The 16066-nt window shown below is 68.6% G+C and carries 13 protein-coding genes; 12 read left to right on the top strand and 1 reads right to left on the bottom strand.

What is annotated here, in order from left to right; genetic code table 11:
- The first annotated feature begins 1 nt into the window (after position 1).
- The 12 genes from D7X32_RS02130 to D7X32_RS02185 all read left to right on the top strand — a co-directional run bounded on the left by D7X32_RS02130 (position 2) and on the right by D7X32_RS02185 (position 14404).
- Entirely contained in the window at positions 2-1564 is a 1563-nt protein-coding gene (locus D7X32_RS02130; protein WP_120600814.1) for an AMP-binding protein, read from the top strand.
- On the top strand, positions 1561-1830 hold the full coding sequence (locus D7X32_RS02135) for a hypothetical protein (RefSeq protein WP_120600815.1): 270 nt from the start codon (positions 1561-1563) through the stop codon (positions 1828-1830). The genes D7X32_RS02130 and D7X32_RS02135 overlap by 4 nt, the downstream gene beginning before the upstream one ends.
- The gene (locus D7X32_RS02140; protein WP_120600816.1) at positions 1818-2972 is read left to right on the top strand and encodes a cytochrome P450; all 1155 of its coding nucleotides are present in this window, start codon (positions 1818-1820) and stop codon (positions 2970-2972) included. The genes D7X32_RS02135 and D7X32_RS02140 overlap by 13 nt, the downstream gene beginning before the upstream one ends.
- A gap of 43 nt (positions 2973-3015) precedes the next feature.
- On the top strand, positions 3016-3927 hold the full coding sequence (locus tag D7X32_RS02145) for a hypothetical protein (RefSeq protein WP_120600817.1): 912 nt from the start codon (positions 3016-3018) through the stop codon (positions 3925-3927).
- A gap of 34 nt (positions 3928-3961) precedes the next feature.
- Positions 3962-5545 carry an amino acid adenylation domain-containing protein gene (locus D7X32_RS02150; protein WP_120600818.1) on the top strand — a complete coding sequence of 528 codons (1584 nt, stop codon included), beginning with the start codon at positions 3962-3964 and terminating at the stop codon, positions 5543-5545.
- Positions 5546-5562: 17 nt separating this feature from the next.
- Positions 5563-7200 carry a condensation domain-containing protein gene (locus D7X32_RS02155; RefSeq protein WP_120600819.1) on the top strand — a complete coding sequence of 546 codons (1638 nt, stop codon included), beginning with the start codon at positions 5563-5565 and terminating at the stop codon, positions 7198-7200.
- A gap of 3 nt (positions 7201-7203) precedes the next feature.
- The gene (locus tag D7X32_RS02160; RefSeq protein ID WP_120600820.1) at positions 7204-8454 is read left to right on the top strand and encodes a phenylacetate--CoA ligase family protein; all 1251 of its coding nucleotides are present in this window, start codon (positions 7204-7206) and stop codon (positions 8452-8454) included.
- A gap of 42 nt (positions 8455-8496) precedes the next feature.
- Entirely contained in the window at positions 8497-9726 is a 1230-nt protein-coding gene (locus D7X32_RS02165) for an aminotransferase class V-fold PLP-dependent enzyme (RefSeq protein WP_208752283.1), read from the top strand.
- 18 nt (positions 9727-9744) lie between these two features.
- Entirely contained in the window at positions 9745-10311 is a 567-nt protein-coding gene (locus D7X32_RS02170; protein WP_120600821.1) for a pyridoxamine 5'-phosphate oxidase family protein, read from the top strand.
- Positions 10312-10568: 257 nt separating this feature from the next.
- Positions 10569-11408: a formylglycine-generating enzyme family protein gene (locus D7X32_RS02175; RefSeq protein ID WP_158625585.1), complete on the top strand. Its 840-nt coding sequence runs from the start codon at positions 10569-10571 to the stop codon at positions 11406-11408.
- A 119-nt stretch (positions 11409-11527) separates the two neighbouring features.
- Positions 11528-13324: a cytochrome-c peroxidase gene (locus D7X32_RS02180; RefSeq protein WP_120600823.1), complete on the top strand. Its 1797-nt coding sequence runs from the start codon at positions 11528-11530 to the stop codon at positions 13322-13324.
- 102 nt (positions 13325-13426) lie between these two features.
- Positions 13427-14404, top strand: a complete 978-nt coding sequence (locus D7X32_RS02185) for a JmjC domain-containing protein (protein WP_120600824.1) — start codon at positions 13427-13429, stop codon at positions 14402-14404.
- 39 nt (positions 14405-14443) lie between these two features.
- Here D7X32_RS02185 and D7X32_RS02190 read toward each other — a convergent pair whose 3' ends face one another.
- The gene (locus tag D7X32_RS02190; RefSeq protein ID WP_208752284.1) at positions 14444-16057 is read right to left on the bottom strand and encodes a cyclic peptide export ABC transporter; all 1614 of its coding nucleotides are present in this window, start codon (positions 16055-16057) and stop codon (positions 14444-14446) included.
- Between the last annotated feature and the right edge of the window lie 9 nt (positions 16058-16066).

A 16066-nucleotide genomic window follows, 5' to 3' on the forward strand; every position in this document is an offset into this window, starting at 1 on the left:
CATGCTGCTCTCCGACTTCCTCCTCCAGCACGGCAGGACCGCGCCCGAGCGCGACGCATTGGTGCACGACGGCGTCCGCTGGGACCACGCCCGGCTGGCCGCCGAGGTCGCCCGTTACCGGACCGCGCTCGCGGAGCTGGGCCTGGGACGCGGTGACCGCGTCGTTTCGCGTATGGAGGCCGACCCCGACGCCATCGCGTTGCTCATCGCCACCATGGCGCTGGGGGCCGCGTACGTGCCCGTGGCGCCGGAGCTTCCCCCAGCGCGCTTCGAGGCCATCCTCGCGCGGCTGGAGCCCGCCGCAGTCGTCGTGTCGAGCGACCTGCGCGACGCGCCGGGCGTTCCCCCTGGCACGCAGGTGGGGCCGCTGGTGGTGGCCCGCACGGCCCATCCCGTGAGCGGCGACACCACCGCGCCGGGCCCGGAGGACGCGGCCTACATCATCATGACGTCGGGCTCCACGGGACAGCCCAAGGGCATCGTGATGACCCACGGCGCCGCGGTGAACACGCTGCGCGGGTTCAGCGAGCTTGGCGTCCCGTCCTCCGCGCGCGTCGGGACCATCTCTCCGCTCCACTTCGACTTCGCCATGTTCGACGTAGGCATGGCGCTCGGCAACGGGGCCACGCTGGTCCAGGTGCCGCGCATGCTGGCGTATCAGCCCCGGGGACTCGTCGAGTACCTGGACGAACACCGGGTGACCCAGATGCACTCCGTGCCGTCCGTGTGGCGTCCGCTCCTCACGGAAGGGGACGCGTCGCTGCTCGGGGGCCTGCGCCACCTGGACACCATCCTCTACGCCGCGGAGAGCTTCCCGGCGAAGGACGTCCACACCCTCCAGGGCTGGCGGCCGGACCTGCGCATCGTCCAGTGCTTCGGCCACTCGGAGTCCATCGGCTGCTGCTTCAAGACGTTCGCCAACCCGGCGGCCACCTTCAAGGGCCGGCTCTCCCTGGGAGTGGCGCTGCGCGGCACGGAGATGTTCGCGCTGGACGAAGCCGGCCGGGAGATTGGAGTGGGGGAGGAGGGCGAGCTGTACGTGCGCGGGCCGCACCTCTTCCGAGGCTACTGGCGCGACGAGGCGCAGACCCGTCAACGGCTGGTGCCGGATCCGCGCACCGGTGAGGGCGCCGTCTTCCGCTCCGGCGACGTGGTGACGCGCGACGAGCAGGGCGAGTTCTATTTCATCGGCCGGCTGGATCATCAGGTGAAGGTCGGTGGCAACCGCGTCGAGCTCTCCGAGATTGAACACGTCGTGGAGGGAGACCCTGACGTCGCGGCGGCGGTGGCCGTCGTCCCGGCGGACGAGGCGCGGGCCACCCTCACGTGCTTCGTCGTCGTGCGTGGCTCGAAGCCGTGGAACGAGCTGATGGTCCGCCTGCGCTCGCGCATGTCGGCCGCGATGCCCCGCTACATGGTCCCGCGTCACCTGCGGCGGCTCGAGTCCTTCCCGGTGCTGTCCAACGGCAAGGTCGACCGGCTGCGACTCGCCCAGATGGCCGCCGAACCGGAGGCCCCGGCGCCGCTCCGGACGCCTCGCAACCCATCCCTGGAGGTCCCATGACACGTGAAGAATTTCAGGCGAACATCATCCAGTACCTCGCGACCCAGGCGTCCCTCCCCGAGGGCTGGTCCTGCGGCCCCAAGGAGAACCTCTTCGACCTGGGCGTGTTGGAGTCGTTCGACCTGCCGCGCCTGGTCGCGCACATCGAGCGGATGCTGGACCGCCGCGCGGACCTGAAGTCCCGCCGCAGCGAGGTCTTCTTCACGCTCGACACCATGTACGAGGCCTTCGTCGGCGCCTCCAAGGAGGGCTCGTGCGCTCCCTAGATTTCCTGTCCACGGACTACCTGGAGAATCCGTGGCCGCTCTACGCGCATTACCGGCGCGAGCAACCCATCTGGTGGTCGGACGAGATCCGGATGCACTGCGTGTTCCGCTACGAGCACGTGCACGCCATCCTCAAGGACCCGCGCTTCACCGTGGAGTTCCCCTTCCGCATCACGGAGGAGCTCTTCGGCCGGACGCTCATCGACATGGAAGGGCCGGAGCACCTGCGGCTGCGCCGGAAGGTCGCCCCGCTGGTGGGCAACGCCAACCTCGCGATCTTCGCGCGTGAGGTGTCCGAGCCCCGCATCACCGCGCTGGTCCGCGCCGCGGCGGAGCAGCCGCCCATGGAGTTCATGCGCGCCATCGCGGAGCGCGTGCCCACGCTGATGATCTCCGAGTTCCTCGGCTTCCCGCTGGAGGACGAGCGCTGGCTGTTCGAGCAGATGATGATCCTGATGGACCACCTGGACGGGAAGCGGGGCAACCGTCAGGAGGTCTATGACGTGCACACCGCGGTGAGCGCGTGGCTGGACGGCATCATCGCGCGGCTCCTGAGCGAGGGCCCGGGCACGCGCGGCTTCAAGCGCCTCATCGACGGCATCCGCGACGAGACCCCGGAGACCATCAAGATCCTCTACTGGACCTTCCTGGCCGGAGGCATCGAGACCTCCATGTGCCTGCTGGGCAACGCGGCCACGGTGCTCTCGCGAAACCCGTCCTGGTTCGAGCAGCTGGCCACCGTGCCGTCCATGGCGCGCGCCATCCTGGATGAGGTCCTCCGGTTCGAACCGGTGCAGGCGTCCACCGTGCGCTTCGCTTCGGAGACCCTCGAACTGGGGGGCGTCACCATCAAGCGGGGCCAGGCCGTGAACCTGCTGCTCGCCAGCGCCGCGCGGGACGACTCCACGTTCGCGTCACCCGACGTGTTCGATCCCACGCGGACGCTGTCCAACTCCCTGTCGTTCGCGGTGGGCCCGCACGCGTGCGTCGGGAAGACCTTCACGATGATGAACGCGGAGATCACCCTGCGCACGCTCTGGAACACGTGGCAGGGCGTCCAGCCGGTGGAGGACGCCCCCGCGATCATCCGGGGCGCGTCGTTCCGCAAACCCCACGCACTCTTTCTCAAGGCGAAGCACTGACCCAACGCTCGCGAACTCCGCCAGCGCACACGAGGAACCCCCAATGATTTTCGTCAACGGCATTCGTTATGTCCTGGGTGAGTCCAGGCCCATCAGCAGCGTCCCCGAACTGGGAGGCGACGAGGCAGCGATCAAGTTCCTGGCGGACCGGGGCTTCAAGAACTACCGGCACTCGACGGTGGAGGCGTGGGAGCTGGGCGTGGACGCCGCGCGCCAGGCCATGCAGGCCGCGGAGGTCACCGTCGCGGACATCGACCAGGTCATCTACGCGTCGGTGAGCTCCCGGACCCCCGCGCACGGCGACCTCTCCATCGGCCTGTTTGCCCACCGCATGGAGATGCTGACCACGCCCATCACCGGCGTCTGCTTCGGTGAATGTACCAACGCGATGCTCGGCATCGAGCACGCCGCCATGCTGCTGGAGACTGGGAGGGCGCGCACCGTTCTGCTGGTCTCCACCGACGTCGCATGTAGCAAGGAACAGCGCGTCACCACGGGACAGACCATCTGTTCCGACGGTGCCGCCGCGTGTGTCATCACGCGTGAGCCGCGAGGCTCGGCCGTTCCTTCCTTCGAGCTGCTCGGCTTCGCCAAGGCGTTCCACCACCTGTCGCGCGCAGGCATGTCCAACCCCGCGAAGAGCTTCCGCGACATCTGCGGCGCCGCCATGCGGTGCAAGAAGACGGTGCTGGCGAAGATCGACAAGCCGCTGGCGAAGTGGATCCCCAACACGGCGAACAGCGAAGTGGCCGGCGCGCTCGCGAGCGTGCTGGGCATCCCCGCGAGCATGTTCTACCTGGACAACCTCCCCGAGTACGCGCACGTCTTCTCCACGGACCAGCTGATCAACCTGGTGGACTGGGCGACGCGCTCGAAGGCGCCCTCCGGCTCCGTCGTCGCGGGGCTCGCCACGGGAACCTCCGGCAGCTCCGTCGCGGCCTGGCGGGTCGTCTGACGCGAAGCGCCCGCTGACTCCGGTGAGCCCTCCGATGCAACGTCCGAACGCCCAGTCCGTCCGGCCCCTGGCCGAGACCTTCGCGCACATCGCCGCGGCCCGTGGGGACCATCCCGCGGTCGTGGGGCCACGCGAAGCGGTGTCCTATGCCGCGCTCCAGCGGAGCGTGGTGTCGCTGTCCAGCGGGCTCGTGGGCCGGGGGCTGGAGGGCGCGGTCATCGGCATGCTCCTGCCGAGCGACCTGGCCTACGTGGCCACCATGCTGTCCATCCTGGACCGGCGAGGCGTCTTCGCCCCCATGGATGCGGCATGGCCGGAGGCCCGGCTGCGCTCCGCGCTGGAGATGACGCGGCCGGCGGCCCTGGTCATCACGCCGGAGCAGGCCGAGCGTGTCAGCGGGCTCGTAGCCACCCTGGGCTCACCGTGCGAGCTGCTGGTGGTGGAGGGCCGGGCGGCGGAGGGCTTCCGCTTCAACACCGTGAGGGCCGCGGCGGAGGCACATCCGCAGCACAATGACCTCACGGCGCCGTGGACGGAGGACTCGCTCTACCTCGTCTACACGTCGGGCTCCACGGGCACGCCGAACGCCGTCGAGGGCTCCCACCTGTCGCTCGCCGTCTTCATCGAGTGGCAGGCGCGCACCTTCGAGGTCGGTTCGGAGTGCCGTGTCTCCCAGCTCGCGCCCACCACGTTCGACGTGAGCCTGCGGGACTTCTTCCTGCCGCTGTGCACGGGCGGCACGCTCTACATCCCGGCCGCGGGCACCCGCTACCATCCCATCCTGTTTCCGCGCTGGGTGGCCGAGCACCGCATCAATCTGATGCACTCGGTGCCTTCGGTGTTCAAGCTGGCGTCGGAGGTCAGCTGGACGAACGCGAAGCTGAAGGGTTCGTTCGACTCCCTCCGCAAGCTGTTCCTGTCCGGCGAGCGCCTCTACGTGGAGGACGCCCGGCAGCTCCAGGCGCACCTCTCCCCGGATGCGCAGCTGATCAACTTCTACGGGCCCAGTGAGTGCACGCTCATCAAGACGTGCTTCGTCGTGCCCCGGGATTGCAGTGGCCTGGAAGGCGACGTGGTGCCGCTGGGCCGGCCCATCGAGGGCTGCGAGGTCCGGCTGGACGGCGGCACTGATGCGCAGTCCGGCGAGCTGGTCCTGGAGTCGGAGTTTCTCGCCAAGGGTTACTACCGGAACCCGGAGCTGACGGCCGCGAAGTTCTCCAGCGTGGCGCGGCCGGACGCACCCAGGCTGCGCGCGTACCGCACGGGAGACCTGGGCTACCGCGATGGCCAGGGCCTGCTCCACTTCACCGGGCGCAAGGACCATCAGATCAAGGTCAACGGCAACCGGGTGGAGCTGGGCGAGGTGGAGCACTGCCTCCGGCGCATGCCCGGCGTCAGCGGCGCGGTGGTCGTGGCCAGCGACTCGCGTCAGGGCGCGGATCCCATCCTGTCCTGCGTCTACGCGAGCGACGGCGACCTCGCCGAGGACCAGGTCCGCGCGCACCTGCTCCAACACCTTCCCAAGTACATGGTCCCCACGAATGTCAGGCGGATGGGCGAACTGCCGCTGCTGACGAACGGCAAGGTCGACCGCAAGCAGATCGCCTCACTTTTCTAAATCTCCTGGAGCACGCCTTGTCCACCGACACAGCGCAACGTCTTGCAACGCTTTGCAAAGAGATTCTGAGGATCGACCACGTCCGGCCGGAGGCCTCCCTGGTGTTGCAGGGCGCGTCCTCCATGCGCCTGATGCAGCTGGTCGCGCGCCTCTACGAGGACTTCGACGTCATCGTGGACCTCAGCGAGGTCATGGGCGAGGTGACGCTGGATTGGATCGCCGCCATGGTCGAGGAGCGCCGCGCGGCGGACGGCGGCGGTGCGGCGCCCACGCCGGCCCTGGCGGAGGAGGCCCGGCGTCCCGCGGGAGGGCCCGTGCCCCTCAGCGAGCTCCAGCTCGCCTTCTGGGAGATGCGCCGCTACGCGCCGGCGATGGCCGCGTACAACGAGGGCGTCAGCCACCTGGTGAAGGGCGACCTGGACCTGGCCGTCTGCAAGAAGGTCCTGGTGGAGCTGGTCGCGCTCCAGCCCGCGCTGCGCAATGCCTACCTGGAGGTGGACGGCGTCCCGGTGCAGCGCGAAGTGCCCATGGCGGAGATCGAATCGTCCCTCAAGCTGGAGGTGACGGACCTGTCTGCGCATCCGGATCCGATGGCCGAGTGCGCCGCGCAGCACCGGGCCATGTACGCGACCCGGTTCGACCTGTCCGCGCCGCCATGCTTCCGCGTCGCCGTGTGGAAGGTGGGTGAGCGGCGCTGGGTGGTGTCGTGGGTCGTGTACCACATCGTCACGGACTGGTGGGCGGTGGACGTCCTGCGCCGCGGCGCCGCGAAGCTGTACCGCGCGCTGATGGCGGCGGGAGTCCCGGAGTCGCGCCCGTCCGCGGTGCCGCAGGATCCGCACGCCGGCACGCGCTTCACGGCGGACGACGAGGCCTGGTGGTTGGCGAAGTTCCAGACGCCGCCGCGTCCGTTGACGCTGTCCAGCCGTCCCCGGCCGCTGATCAAGAGCTACGCCGGTGAGATGTACCTCCAGGAGCTCCAGGGCATCTCCGCCAGCCGGATGGAAGGCCTGCGCGAGCGGCTGGCCGTCACGATGTCCAGCCTCACCTACGCGGCGTTCTCGCTCCTGCTCGCGGCGCTGAGCGGCGAGGACGACGTGACGGTGGGCGTGCCGTTCCTCAACCGCCAGCACGCCGACGTGCAGGACACGGTGGGCCTGTTCGTCAACAGCCTGCCGGTGCGCATGAAGGCGGAGCACGGAGTTGCCGCGGGCGACTACATCCGCGCGTGTCACGGCGAGCTGCTGGAGGCCTTCCGCCACGGGCGCTATCCGTCGTTCCGGCTGATGCGCCAGCTCAAGCTGCCGACGCGCTTCAACCGGGCCCCGCTCTACGACCACCTCTTCAGCTACTACGAGAACACCGTCGTGGACGTCGTCTGCGACCAGACGAAGCTCGCGGTGACGGAGATCGAGCTGCCGCGCGGCACGAGCAAGTACGACCTGAGCCTGTTCGTGACCCGGACCGGGGACCGGCTCGACTGCAAGGCGGAGTACACCACCGCGCTCTTCTCCCAGGAGGAGACCGCCGCCTTCGTCTCCCACTACCAGGCCCTCCTCGAACGGCTTCTGACCGACTCCAGCGTGACGGTGGGCGAGCTCCTCGCCACGGTGCGCGCGCGCGTCCAGCACTCCCTTCCCCAGCAGCGGGCCTAGGCCATGCACAAATCCTTTGGAAACCTCGATGCGGCCTGGAAGGAAGCCTCCTTCGCGTACAAGAGCGTTCCGTTCTTCCGGAACCGGCCCTCCCTGACCCCCGCGGCCTCGCCCGCGGCGGGCTTCCTCGACATCCCGATGACGAGCAAGCCGGACTACCGGAAGAACTTTCCGGCGGGAGTCCTGGCGGATGGCCGCTCGGTCAACGACCCCTACGTGCAGCGGTATCAGAGCTCGGGGACGAGCGGCGACCGGCTGGTGAGCGTCATCCACGCGTTCAAGCTCGCGGACCGGATGGCGAACTGCCTCTCCGTGAACAAGAGCCTGAGCTTCCTCCTGGATGAGCCGAAGATCCGGATGTGCCGCTACGCGGCGCCCAACTGTTCGGACGTCGAGTGCAGCAACCCGAACACGCGCATGGAGGACCGCATCCTCCAGGACGGCACGCTGGTGCTGCCCGTCTATCACGACCTGCTCACGACGCCGGAGCCCATGCTCAAGCGCGCGTTCGACGAGCTCCACTCGTACGAACCGAACGTCTGGTACGTGGACCCGATGCACCTGTCGGTGCTGATCAAGAAGGCCCGCGCGTCCGGCTGGAAGTTCGACATGAACCGCAAGGTGTCGGTGCTGCTGACCTACACCTTCGCGACGCAGGCGTTGCTGCGGCAGCTGGCCACGCTGTGCGAGGGCCACTTCCCGGTGGCCTCCGTGATGGCGATGTCCGAGTTCGGTTTCGTGGGGCTCGCCTGCGAGGAGGGCAACCTCCACCTCAACGACAAGGACTACTACCTCGAGTTCATCAAGATGGAGGCGCCGGACGACCGCGACGACCTCTGGGAGCTGGTCATCACGAGCGTGGGGGACAAGCTGTGTCCGCACATCCGCTACCGCACCAATGACATCTACCGGCTCCTGGGACAGTGCAAGTGCGGCAGCGCGATGCCCGCCGTGGCCTTCCAGGGGCGCGTGAAGGACCTGGTGAGGCTGCCCAGCGGCCGCTACGTCACGCCCGGCGAGCTGGATGCGCTGGTGGGCGCGCCCCGGTGGATCGACATCTTCCAGCTCACCTTCCAGAAGGCCGGCAACTTCATCTTCCGCTACAGCGGTGAGGTCGAACCCAACGCGGACGAGCTGGCCACGCTGCGCTCGAAGCTGGAGGACCTGCTGGAGTCGAAGTCACTCCGGATGGAGGCGGTCCACTACTTCCCGTTCGAGCGCGGGGGCAAGTTCCAGTTGGTCAGGACGGGGTGAGGGCAGGGTGTCCGGCGTGATTCCACACTTGGGTGAGATGCGATGATGGCTTTCGGCTCCAATGACTTGATCACCTCCGGCGCGGTGCGGGAGGACTTCCCCATCCTCACGCGACAGGTGGATGGCGAGCGGTTCGTCTACCTGGACAGCGCTGCGACGGCGCTGAAGCCGCGGTCGGTGATTGACGCGGTGACGCGCTACTACACGGAGTGCACGGCGAACATCCACCGCGGGCGCCACCGCCTGTCGGAGGAGGCGTCCGACCTCTACGAGGAGGCGCGCGGCAAGGTGGCGCTGATGGTGGGGTGCGCGAGCAACGAGGTCATCTTCGTGCGCAACACCACGGAGGGCCTGAACCTGGCGGCCTCCTGCATGGGGCTGAAGAAGGACGACCTGGTCGTCGGGTTCCTGGACGCGCACCACTCGCAGCTGCTGCCGTGGATGCGGGGCGCGAACTACCAGGTGGTCCGCCAGGGCCCGAACTGGCAACCCGACCTGGACCACTACGCGGAGCTGTTGCGGCGGCGGCCCAAGGCCGTGGTGGTGACGCATTGCTCGAACGTCACGGGCGGCTTCCTGCCGCTGGAGACGATCTCGAAGATGGCGCACGACGCAGGGGCGCTGGTGGTGGTGGACGCGGCCCAGTCCGTGGCGCACTGCCGCCTGCGGTTCACCGAGTCCAACATCGACTTCCTCGCGCTGTCGGCGCACAAGATGCTGGGGCCGTCCGGCATCGGCTGCCTGGTGGGACGGGCTTCGCTGCTGCGGGACGCGGAGGCGGTGCTGGTGGGCGGCGGCGTCGTGGACTTCACCACGCTCGAGTCCTTCCAGTACCGGAAGATCCCCCACAAGTTCGAGGCGGGAACGCCGGCCATCGAAGCCGCCTTCGGCTTCGCCGCGGCCATCGACTACCTGGACATGGTGGGCCTGGAGCGCATCCAGGCGCACGACCACGAACTGTCGCGGGCGTTCCTGGAAGGGCTGAAGCGCAGGCCCCGGCTCAAGCTGCTGGGGCCCGACGTGGCGGAGGCCCGCGCCCCCATCTTCAGCCTCTACGTGGACGGCCTGGAGGACCTCTCCGACGTGAGCCGCGCGCTGAGCGACGCGCATGGCGTCATGTGCCGCAACGGGCACCTGTGCGCGCAGCCTCTGGTGGACCACTACACCAGCGGCGAGGTCCTGCGGATGTCCGCCTATCTCTACAACACCGTCGAGGAAGTCGAGTACGCGCTGAGCGCCCTGGACGAAGTGGTCCGGGTCTACCAGCGGTAGCGGAGGAGGGGACACGCGATGAACAACATCTACGAGGAGATCAGCCCCAAGCTGCGCGACTTCATCGCGAACCAGAAGATGTTCTTCGTCGCGACGGCTCCGCTGTCCGCGGACGGGCACGTCAATCTGTCGCCCAAGGGCCACGACTCGCTGCGGGTGCTCGATGCGCACCGCGTCGCCTACCTGGACCTGTCGGGGAGCGGGGTGGAGACCATCGCGCACCTGCGGGAGAACGCCCGCATCTGCATCATGTTCTGCGCCTTCGACGGGCCGCCGAAGATCATCCGGCTGCACGGACGGGGGCGCGTGTTGACGCCGGAGCAACAGCCGGAGTTCGGCGAGCTCCTGTCGCTCTTCCCCGACCTGCCAGGGGGGAGGGCCATCATCGTGGTGGACGTGACCCGCATCGCCGGCTCCTGCGGGTTCTCCATCCCGCGCTACGAGTTCGTGGAGCAGCGCGACCAACTGGTGAAGTGGGTCAACAAGAAGGGACCGGACTGGTTGGCTGACTACCGCAAGAAGAACAACGCGGTGAGCATCGACGAGCTGCCCGCCATCGATCCCGACCCGGAATCCGGCGACTGAGAAATCGAGACATCCAACGCCTGACGCGCGGCGCCGTGCTCTCCCGTCCGTAGGGGCTGGCCAGGATGACGGTGTTGTCACTTTTATGCTTGTGTTAAACACCTCATACGTGTAGTGAGTATGTCTATAGGGCGGACGGAATATTCTTCCGTTGGTGGCCGGCCGCTCGTCGAAGCTTCTTCGACAGCCTGATCCTGAGGGGGACCATGGCGACATCGATTGCGGCGACGCGTGCGCTCCGTGGCGTACGACGCGCCATGGCTGTGGGCGGTACGTGTCACGGATTGCTGTTCGTGGTGCTGGCGCTCTCTGGCTGTGCCGGGGCTCCGGCTTCGCCAGATGCGAAGGGCGGGGCATTGGACGCGCCGGACATGGCGCGCATCGTGGGCGGCTCGTTCCAGATGGGCAGTGAGGACGGGCCCCCCGACGCGCGGCCCGTGCATCCGGAAGCGGTGCAAGCCTTCCAGCTGGACCGGACGGAGGTGACCGTCGCGGCATACGCACGCTGTGTCCGTGAGGGCAGGTGCGGCGAGCCAGCGGCGAACGCGGCGGCGGGCTTCCAGCAGTTCTGCAATTGGAAGCACCCCGAAGGGCGTGAGACGCATCCCATCAATTGCGTCACGTGGCTGGATGCGGACGCCTATTGCCGGGCCATCGGAAAGCGGCTGCCCACGGAGGCCGAGTGGGAGTACGCGGCGCGCCGTCCTGACGGCCGGACGTATCCCTGGGGGGAGGCGGCGCCGGACGCGCGGCGTGCGAACGCGTGTGGTGAAGGCTGCGTCCAGAACGGCAAGGCGAAAGGCTTCGACGGTTGGAAGGCGGCCCCCTTCCCCGACGATGCGTACCCGGAGACGGCGCCTGTCGGCAGCTTCCCGGAGGGGCAGTCCGCGGACGGGGTGATGGACCTCGCCGGCAACGTCTGGGAGTGGACCGCGAGCGGTTACGCGGCGACCTACGACGGCGTGAAGGATGAGGGCCTGCGGGTGAACCGCGGTGGGGGTGGGCGGGACGACGTGTCGACGTTCCGCGCGGCCACTCGCAGCAAGAACCGTCCCGAGACCCGGACTGGCGGCATCGGTTTCCGCTGCGCCCGGTAGTTCGCGCCCCCGTACCCGGGCTGGCGAACGCCGCGCGGCCGGGGGCAAGCCTTGTCGTCGTCACAACGCCTGAGCACGGGCGGCCGTACCCGCATCTCCTCGCACGAAGGAGCCTCACCATGCCTGATCATCCATCCTCATCCCCGTTGTTCGGGCGGCGGTTCACGCTCGGAATCCTGATGGCCTCGCTCGCGGGCTGTACCCCGAGCGCGGAGTCGCCACCCTCGAAAGAGGGGGCCGCCCCGGCCCCGGCGCCCGTGACGGCGGCGCCCGTGTCGGCGACGACGAACGCGAAAGCGGAAGACGTCGCCATGGCCGAAACCGCCGCGGCGGCGACCGCGCTGGCGCTCTCCACGGTGGGCATCGAAGCCAACACCACGGGCCTGGAGGCGCGCGGCACGTCGACCCTGCCGCCCGGCGGCTACGACCTCATGCGCATCCTGCCCCTGCGCGCCGAGCACGTGCCCGCGCCGAAGGGCCTGCACATCGTCAACATGCCCGCGGCGGTGCAGCTGGGCAAGGCGCTGTTCTGGGACGTGCAGCTCAGTTCGGACGCGCAGACCGCGTGCGCGACCTGTCACTTCCGGGGTGGCGCGGACGACCGCACGATGAACACGGTGAACCCGGGCATCGACGGCATCTTCGCGAGCGGCGGTGTCACGGCGGCGGGCCAGCTCTTCACGCCGTCGAATGTCACCAACAACGACCGCATCGGTTCACAGGGCGCGGTGCGCTCCACGTTCATCGGCATCAACCCGGACCTCTCGCAGTCGACGGACATGTGCCAGGTCGTCTCGGCCTTCCCCTGGTACACCGAGCGCCGGGTGGGCGCGCGCAACAGCCCGACGATGATTGGCGCGGTGTACTTCCGCGAGCTGTTCTGGGACGGCCTGGCCACGCACGTCTTCAACGGCCGGGATCCCTTCGGCCACCTGGGCAACGGCAATGGGCCGTACACCATCGAGAACGTGGCGCTCGCGTCGCAGGCGGTGGCGCCGCCGGTGGACGACGTGGAGATGACCTGCACGGGCCGTCCGTTCAATGGTCCGAACAGCATCGGCACGAAGATGCTCCCGCGCCCGGCGCTGCGGCTGCAGCACGTCGCGACGAACGACAGCGTGCTCGGGCCGCTGGCGAACCCCTCGGGCACGGGCCTGATCTGCGACGGTGTCCCCTGCACGTACCAGGAGCTCGTCCTTCGCGCGTTCGGACTCACGCTGGCGACCAACGCGGAGGCGGAGTTCTCGCTCATCTACGGTGAAGCGCTCTACGCCTATCAGGCGACGCTGGTGCCGGACCGCACCCCGCTCGACAAGTTCCTGGAGGGCAACATCACGGCGCTGTCGCTCAATCAGCTGCACGGCTTCGGCGTCTTCCTGGGGCCCGCGCGCTGCAACACCTGCCACAACGGCGGCCTGCTCTCGGACGCGAGCTGGCGTGCGTACCAGGTGGCGGGAGCGCTGAACGCGGACGGAGGAGACCAGGGCTTCCACAACCTGGGCCTGCGTCCGCCCAACGAGGATCCGGGCCGTGGCCGTCTGGGCGCGCTGGGCGTCCCCGTGTCCATCAGCGGTTCGCCCTTCGACCTGGGCGCCTTCAAGACGCCTTCGCTGCGCAACATCAAGCTGACGGCGCCGTACTTCCACCAGGGCGGCAAGGCCACCATCGCTGACGTCGTGGACTTCTACGCGCAGGGAGGCCGCGACGTGCCGAACCCGCAGACCACGAGCCTGCTGCAGCCCTTCACCCTCACGACCGCCCAGCGGGCCGCGCTCATCGACTTCCTGACGAACGCGCTGACTGACTGCCGCGTGGAGAAGGAGCGGGCGCCCTTCGATCACCCCGAGCTGCCTTTGCCCAACCGCGCGAGCGGCTTGCCGGCGATTGGCGCGACGGGCACCGGCGCCTGCCCGTAGTGCCTTGAGGCTCCCCGGGCGAAGAAGCTTTTCGCCCGGGTGCAGACCTGTATTGACACAGAGTGTGAGCCAGCCGACGCTTCCCGTAAAGGGAGGTTCTTCGTGGAAAAGACGGAACTGTCGGCGGAGTTCTGGGACGGCTTCGCTCGGGACTGCTGGAAGAAGAAAGCCGTGGTCCTGAAGGGTGTGCTGCCGAAGGACTTCCTGACGGGCATGGATGTCCTGGAGAGCTTCGGCGGCTATGTCGCGCACAGCCTGGGCCAGGGACCCAACGCTCCGCCGGTCAAGCAGCGCGGCGGCCACGTGCGCCTCTTCGTCGAAGGCCGCCAGATTGGCCCCACCGAGCAGCTCAAGTTCCTGCCTCGGGGCGACGGGCTGTCGGGCTACATGAAGGAGCTCAACGCCACCTTCGACGGCGCGCGCGTCGGGATCATCCTCAACGACGTGGAGCTCTACAACGCGCGGCTGGGCGTCTTGCTGCGCAAGCTGCTGGCGCCGCTCATCTCACGCGTGGGCATCCCCGCGCGGAACGTCGAGTCCACCATCTTCGCCGGTGACTACGACGTGACGCCGTTCGGCATCCACAAGGATGACTCCGCCGACGTGCTCACGCTCGTCATCGAAGGGCGCAAGCGGATGCTCGTGTGGCCGGAGGCGTACTTCGACGAGCACCCCGAGCGCCTTCAGCAGCTCCAGGCCGGCAATGAGGCCATCCCGCTCTTCGAAAAGGACGCCACGGTCCTCTTGGCCGAGCCCGGCGACATCATGTACTGGCCCGGCTCCGCGTATCACGTCGCCACCAGCACCGGCGGTGTCGTCGCCACCTGCGCCATCGGCTTCTGGCACAAGGCCAACCTCTCCGAGATGATCAGCGAGCTGGTCAAGGACGTGCTCACCTCGAAGCTGGGCGGCAGGAACACCGTGGTGCAGAGCTGGCAGCCCGGCACCGTGCCCTCCGAGCTGGAGTCCTCCACCCGCGCCCTGCAGGAGCTGCTCGCCGGCGGCGAGTTCCAGGCCGCGCTCTCCAAGGCCTGGACCGAGCGCGTGGAGCGGATCGGGTTCATGGCCTACAAGGAGTAGGCCCCCCGGGCGTCCCGCTCGTGGCGGACCCACTGTCCGTCACGAGCCGTGCGGGCGCAGGGCTTGTGATTCCTCCGGCAGCAGCTGGCCGTACTCCAGCCGCAGCAGCCGGTCCGCCAGGTGGAAGTAGCGGTCGTCGTGCGTGATGACCAGCACGGCCTTGCCCCGGCGCTTCAGGTCCGGCAGCAGCTGCTCGTAGAAGAGCGCCTTGAAGACGGGGTCCTGATCCGCGGCCCACTCGTCGAAGAGGTAGAACGGCCGGTCCTCCAGGTAGGCGGTCAACAGCGCCAGCCGCTTGCGCTGTCCCTGCGACAGGCTGGTGGTGGACAGCGCGCCCCCTTCGATGCGGACCTTGTGCGTCAATTGCAGACGCTCCAGGTAGCGCTGGGCCTGCTCCGCCAGGTCCTGCCGCTCCAGGCCGAGCATCCGGTCGAAGAGGCAGAAGTCCACGAAGACGCTGGAGAAGAGCTGCCGGTAGCGCTCCCAGTCGCGCTCGTCGGTGAGCGGCTTGCCGTCCAGGATGACCGCTCCGGATTCGGGCGAGTAGAGGCCGATGAGGAGCTTGGCCAGGGTCGTCTTCCCGCTGCCGTTGCCTCCCACCAGGAACACCAGCTCCCCCGGGCGCAAGGTCAGGTCGATGGGGCCCAGCAGGAAGCGGCCGTCTTCGTGGTCCCGGCGGTAGGCGTGGGTGATGGCTCGCAGCTCCAGGCGCTCGAAGGCGCGGGGCGACTCCAGCGACCCCTGTAGTTCCGGCGGTTCCTGTCCCAGGCCGAGCGCGTCCAGCTTTCCCAGCGCGACGGTGGCCTGGCCCACGCCGTGGAAGCTGTTGAGCACCGAGTCCAGCGGCTGCTGCATGTAGAGGATGGTGAGGCTGAAGCCCGTCAGCGTCGCCGAGTCCACCCCGCCGAACGTGGGCACCACGAACAGCAGCAGCCCGATGATGGCGAAGAACAGCAGCATGCCCCAGCTGGAGTTGGCCGCGTCGATGGCGCCGCTCAGCGCGTCCACCTTGCGCAGCGAGGCGGAGGTGCCCACCAGGTCCTCGCGCAGGAAGGCCAGGCGGCGCTCGCGGTGCATCTTCAGCTCCTTGGTGCCTTCGGACAGCGTATCGAAGTGCTTGAGGAGCCGGTCGTACAGCTCACGCGCCGTCCGCATCAGCCCCAGGGAGCGCCGCGCGGGGAGCATGTACGTCGCGATGCCCACCGCCATGAAGCCCAGGGTGGTGAGCAGCAGCGGCCGGGACAGCCAGGCCATGTAGCCCAGGCACCCGATGAGGATGGCCAGGTGGATGATGAGCTGGGGCAGCAGCATCAGCCCGGCGCCGACGAAGGAGATGTCCGCGGTGAGCGCCGCCAGCAGCCGGTGGCTGCCCAGCTCCTCCAGCCGCCGCAGGGGCGTGGCGAGCATCCGCGTCCCCAGCTCCGTGCGCATCTGGAAGACGAGCCCGTGGTGCATCCAGTTGAGCACCGCGTGCGACGCGAAGCGCGCCAGCAGCGCGACCGCGCACAACGCGGCGAAGTACCACCCCATGCCCTGGGCCTTGCCCACCAGCGCGGCGCCCGTGAGCGCGAGCAGTCCGGCGCTGCTCGCGCCCGAGGCCAGTCCCGTCACCACGGCCAGCACCAGCGCCAGCCTCGAGCTCTTCAGCAACATCTTCAGCAG

This window comes from Corallococcus carmarthensis (assembly GCF_003611695.1).
GTDB lineage: Bacteria > Myxococcota > Myxococcia > Myxococcales > Myxococcaceae > Corallococcus > Corallococcus carmarthensis.

Coding starts and splice junctions, on each gene's coding strand:
- D7X32_RS02170 (WP_120600821.1), top strand. CDS start 9,745: ATGAACAACATCTACGAGGAGATCAGCCCCAAGCTGCGCGACTTCATC.
- D7X32_RS02135 (WP_120600815.1), top strand. CDS start 1,561: ATGACACGTGAAGAATTTCAGGCGAACATCATCCAGTACCTCGCGACC.
- D7X32_RS02130 (WP_120600814.1), top strand. CDS start 2: ATGCTGCTCTCCGACTTCCTCCTCCAGCACGGCAGGACCGCGCCCGAG.
- D7X32_RS02160 (WP_120600820.1), top strand. CDS start 7,204: ATGCACAAATCCTTTGGAAACCTCGATGCGGCCTGGAAGGAAGCCTCC.
- D7X32_RS02175 (WP_158625585.1), top strand. CDS start 10,569: ATGGCTGTGGGCGGTACGTGTCACGGATTGCTGTTCGTGGTGCTGGCG.
- D7X32_RS02150 (WP_120600818.1), top strand. CDS start 3,962: ATGCAACGTCCGAACGCCCAGTCCGTCCGGCCCCTGGCCGAGACCTTC.
- D7X32_RS02190 (WP_208752284.1), bottom strand. CDS start 16,057: ATGTTGCTGAAGAGCTCGAGGCTGGCGCTGGTGCTGGCCGTGGTGACG.
- D7X32_RS02180 (WP_120600823.1), top strand. CDS start 11,528: ATGCCTGATCATCCATCCTCATCCCCGTTGTTCGGGCGGCGGTTCACG.
- D7X32_RS02165 (WP_208752283.1), top strand. CDS start 8,497: ATGATGGCTTTCGGCTCCAATGACTTGATCACCTCCGGCGCGGTGCGG.
- D7X32_RS02145 (WP_120600817.1), top strand. CDS start 3,016: ATGATTTTCGTCAACGGCATTCGTTATGTCCTGGGTGAGTCCAGGCCC.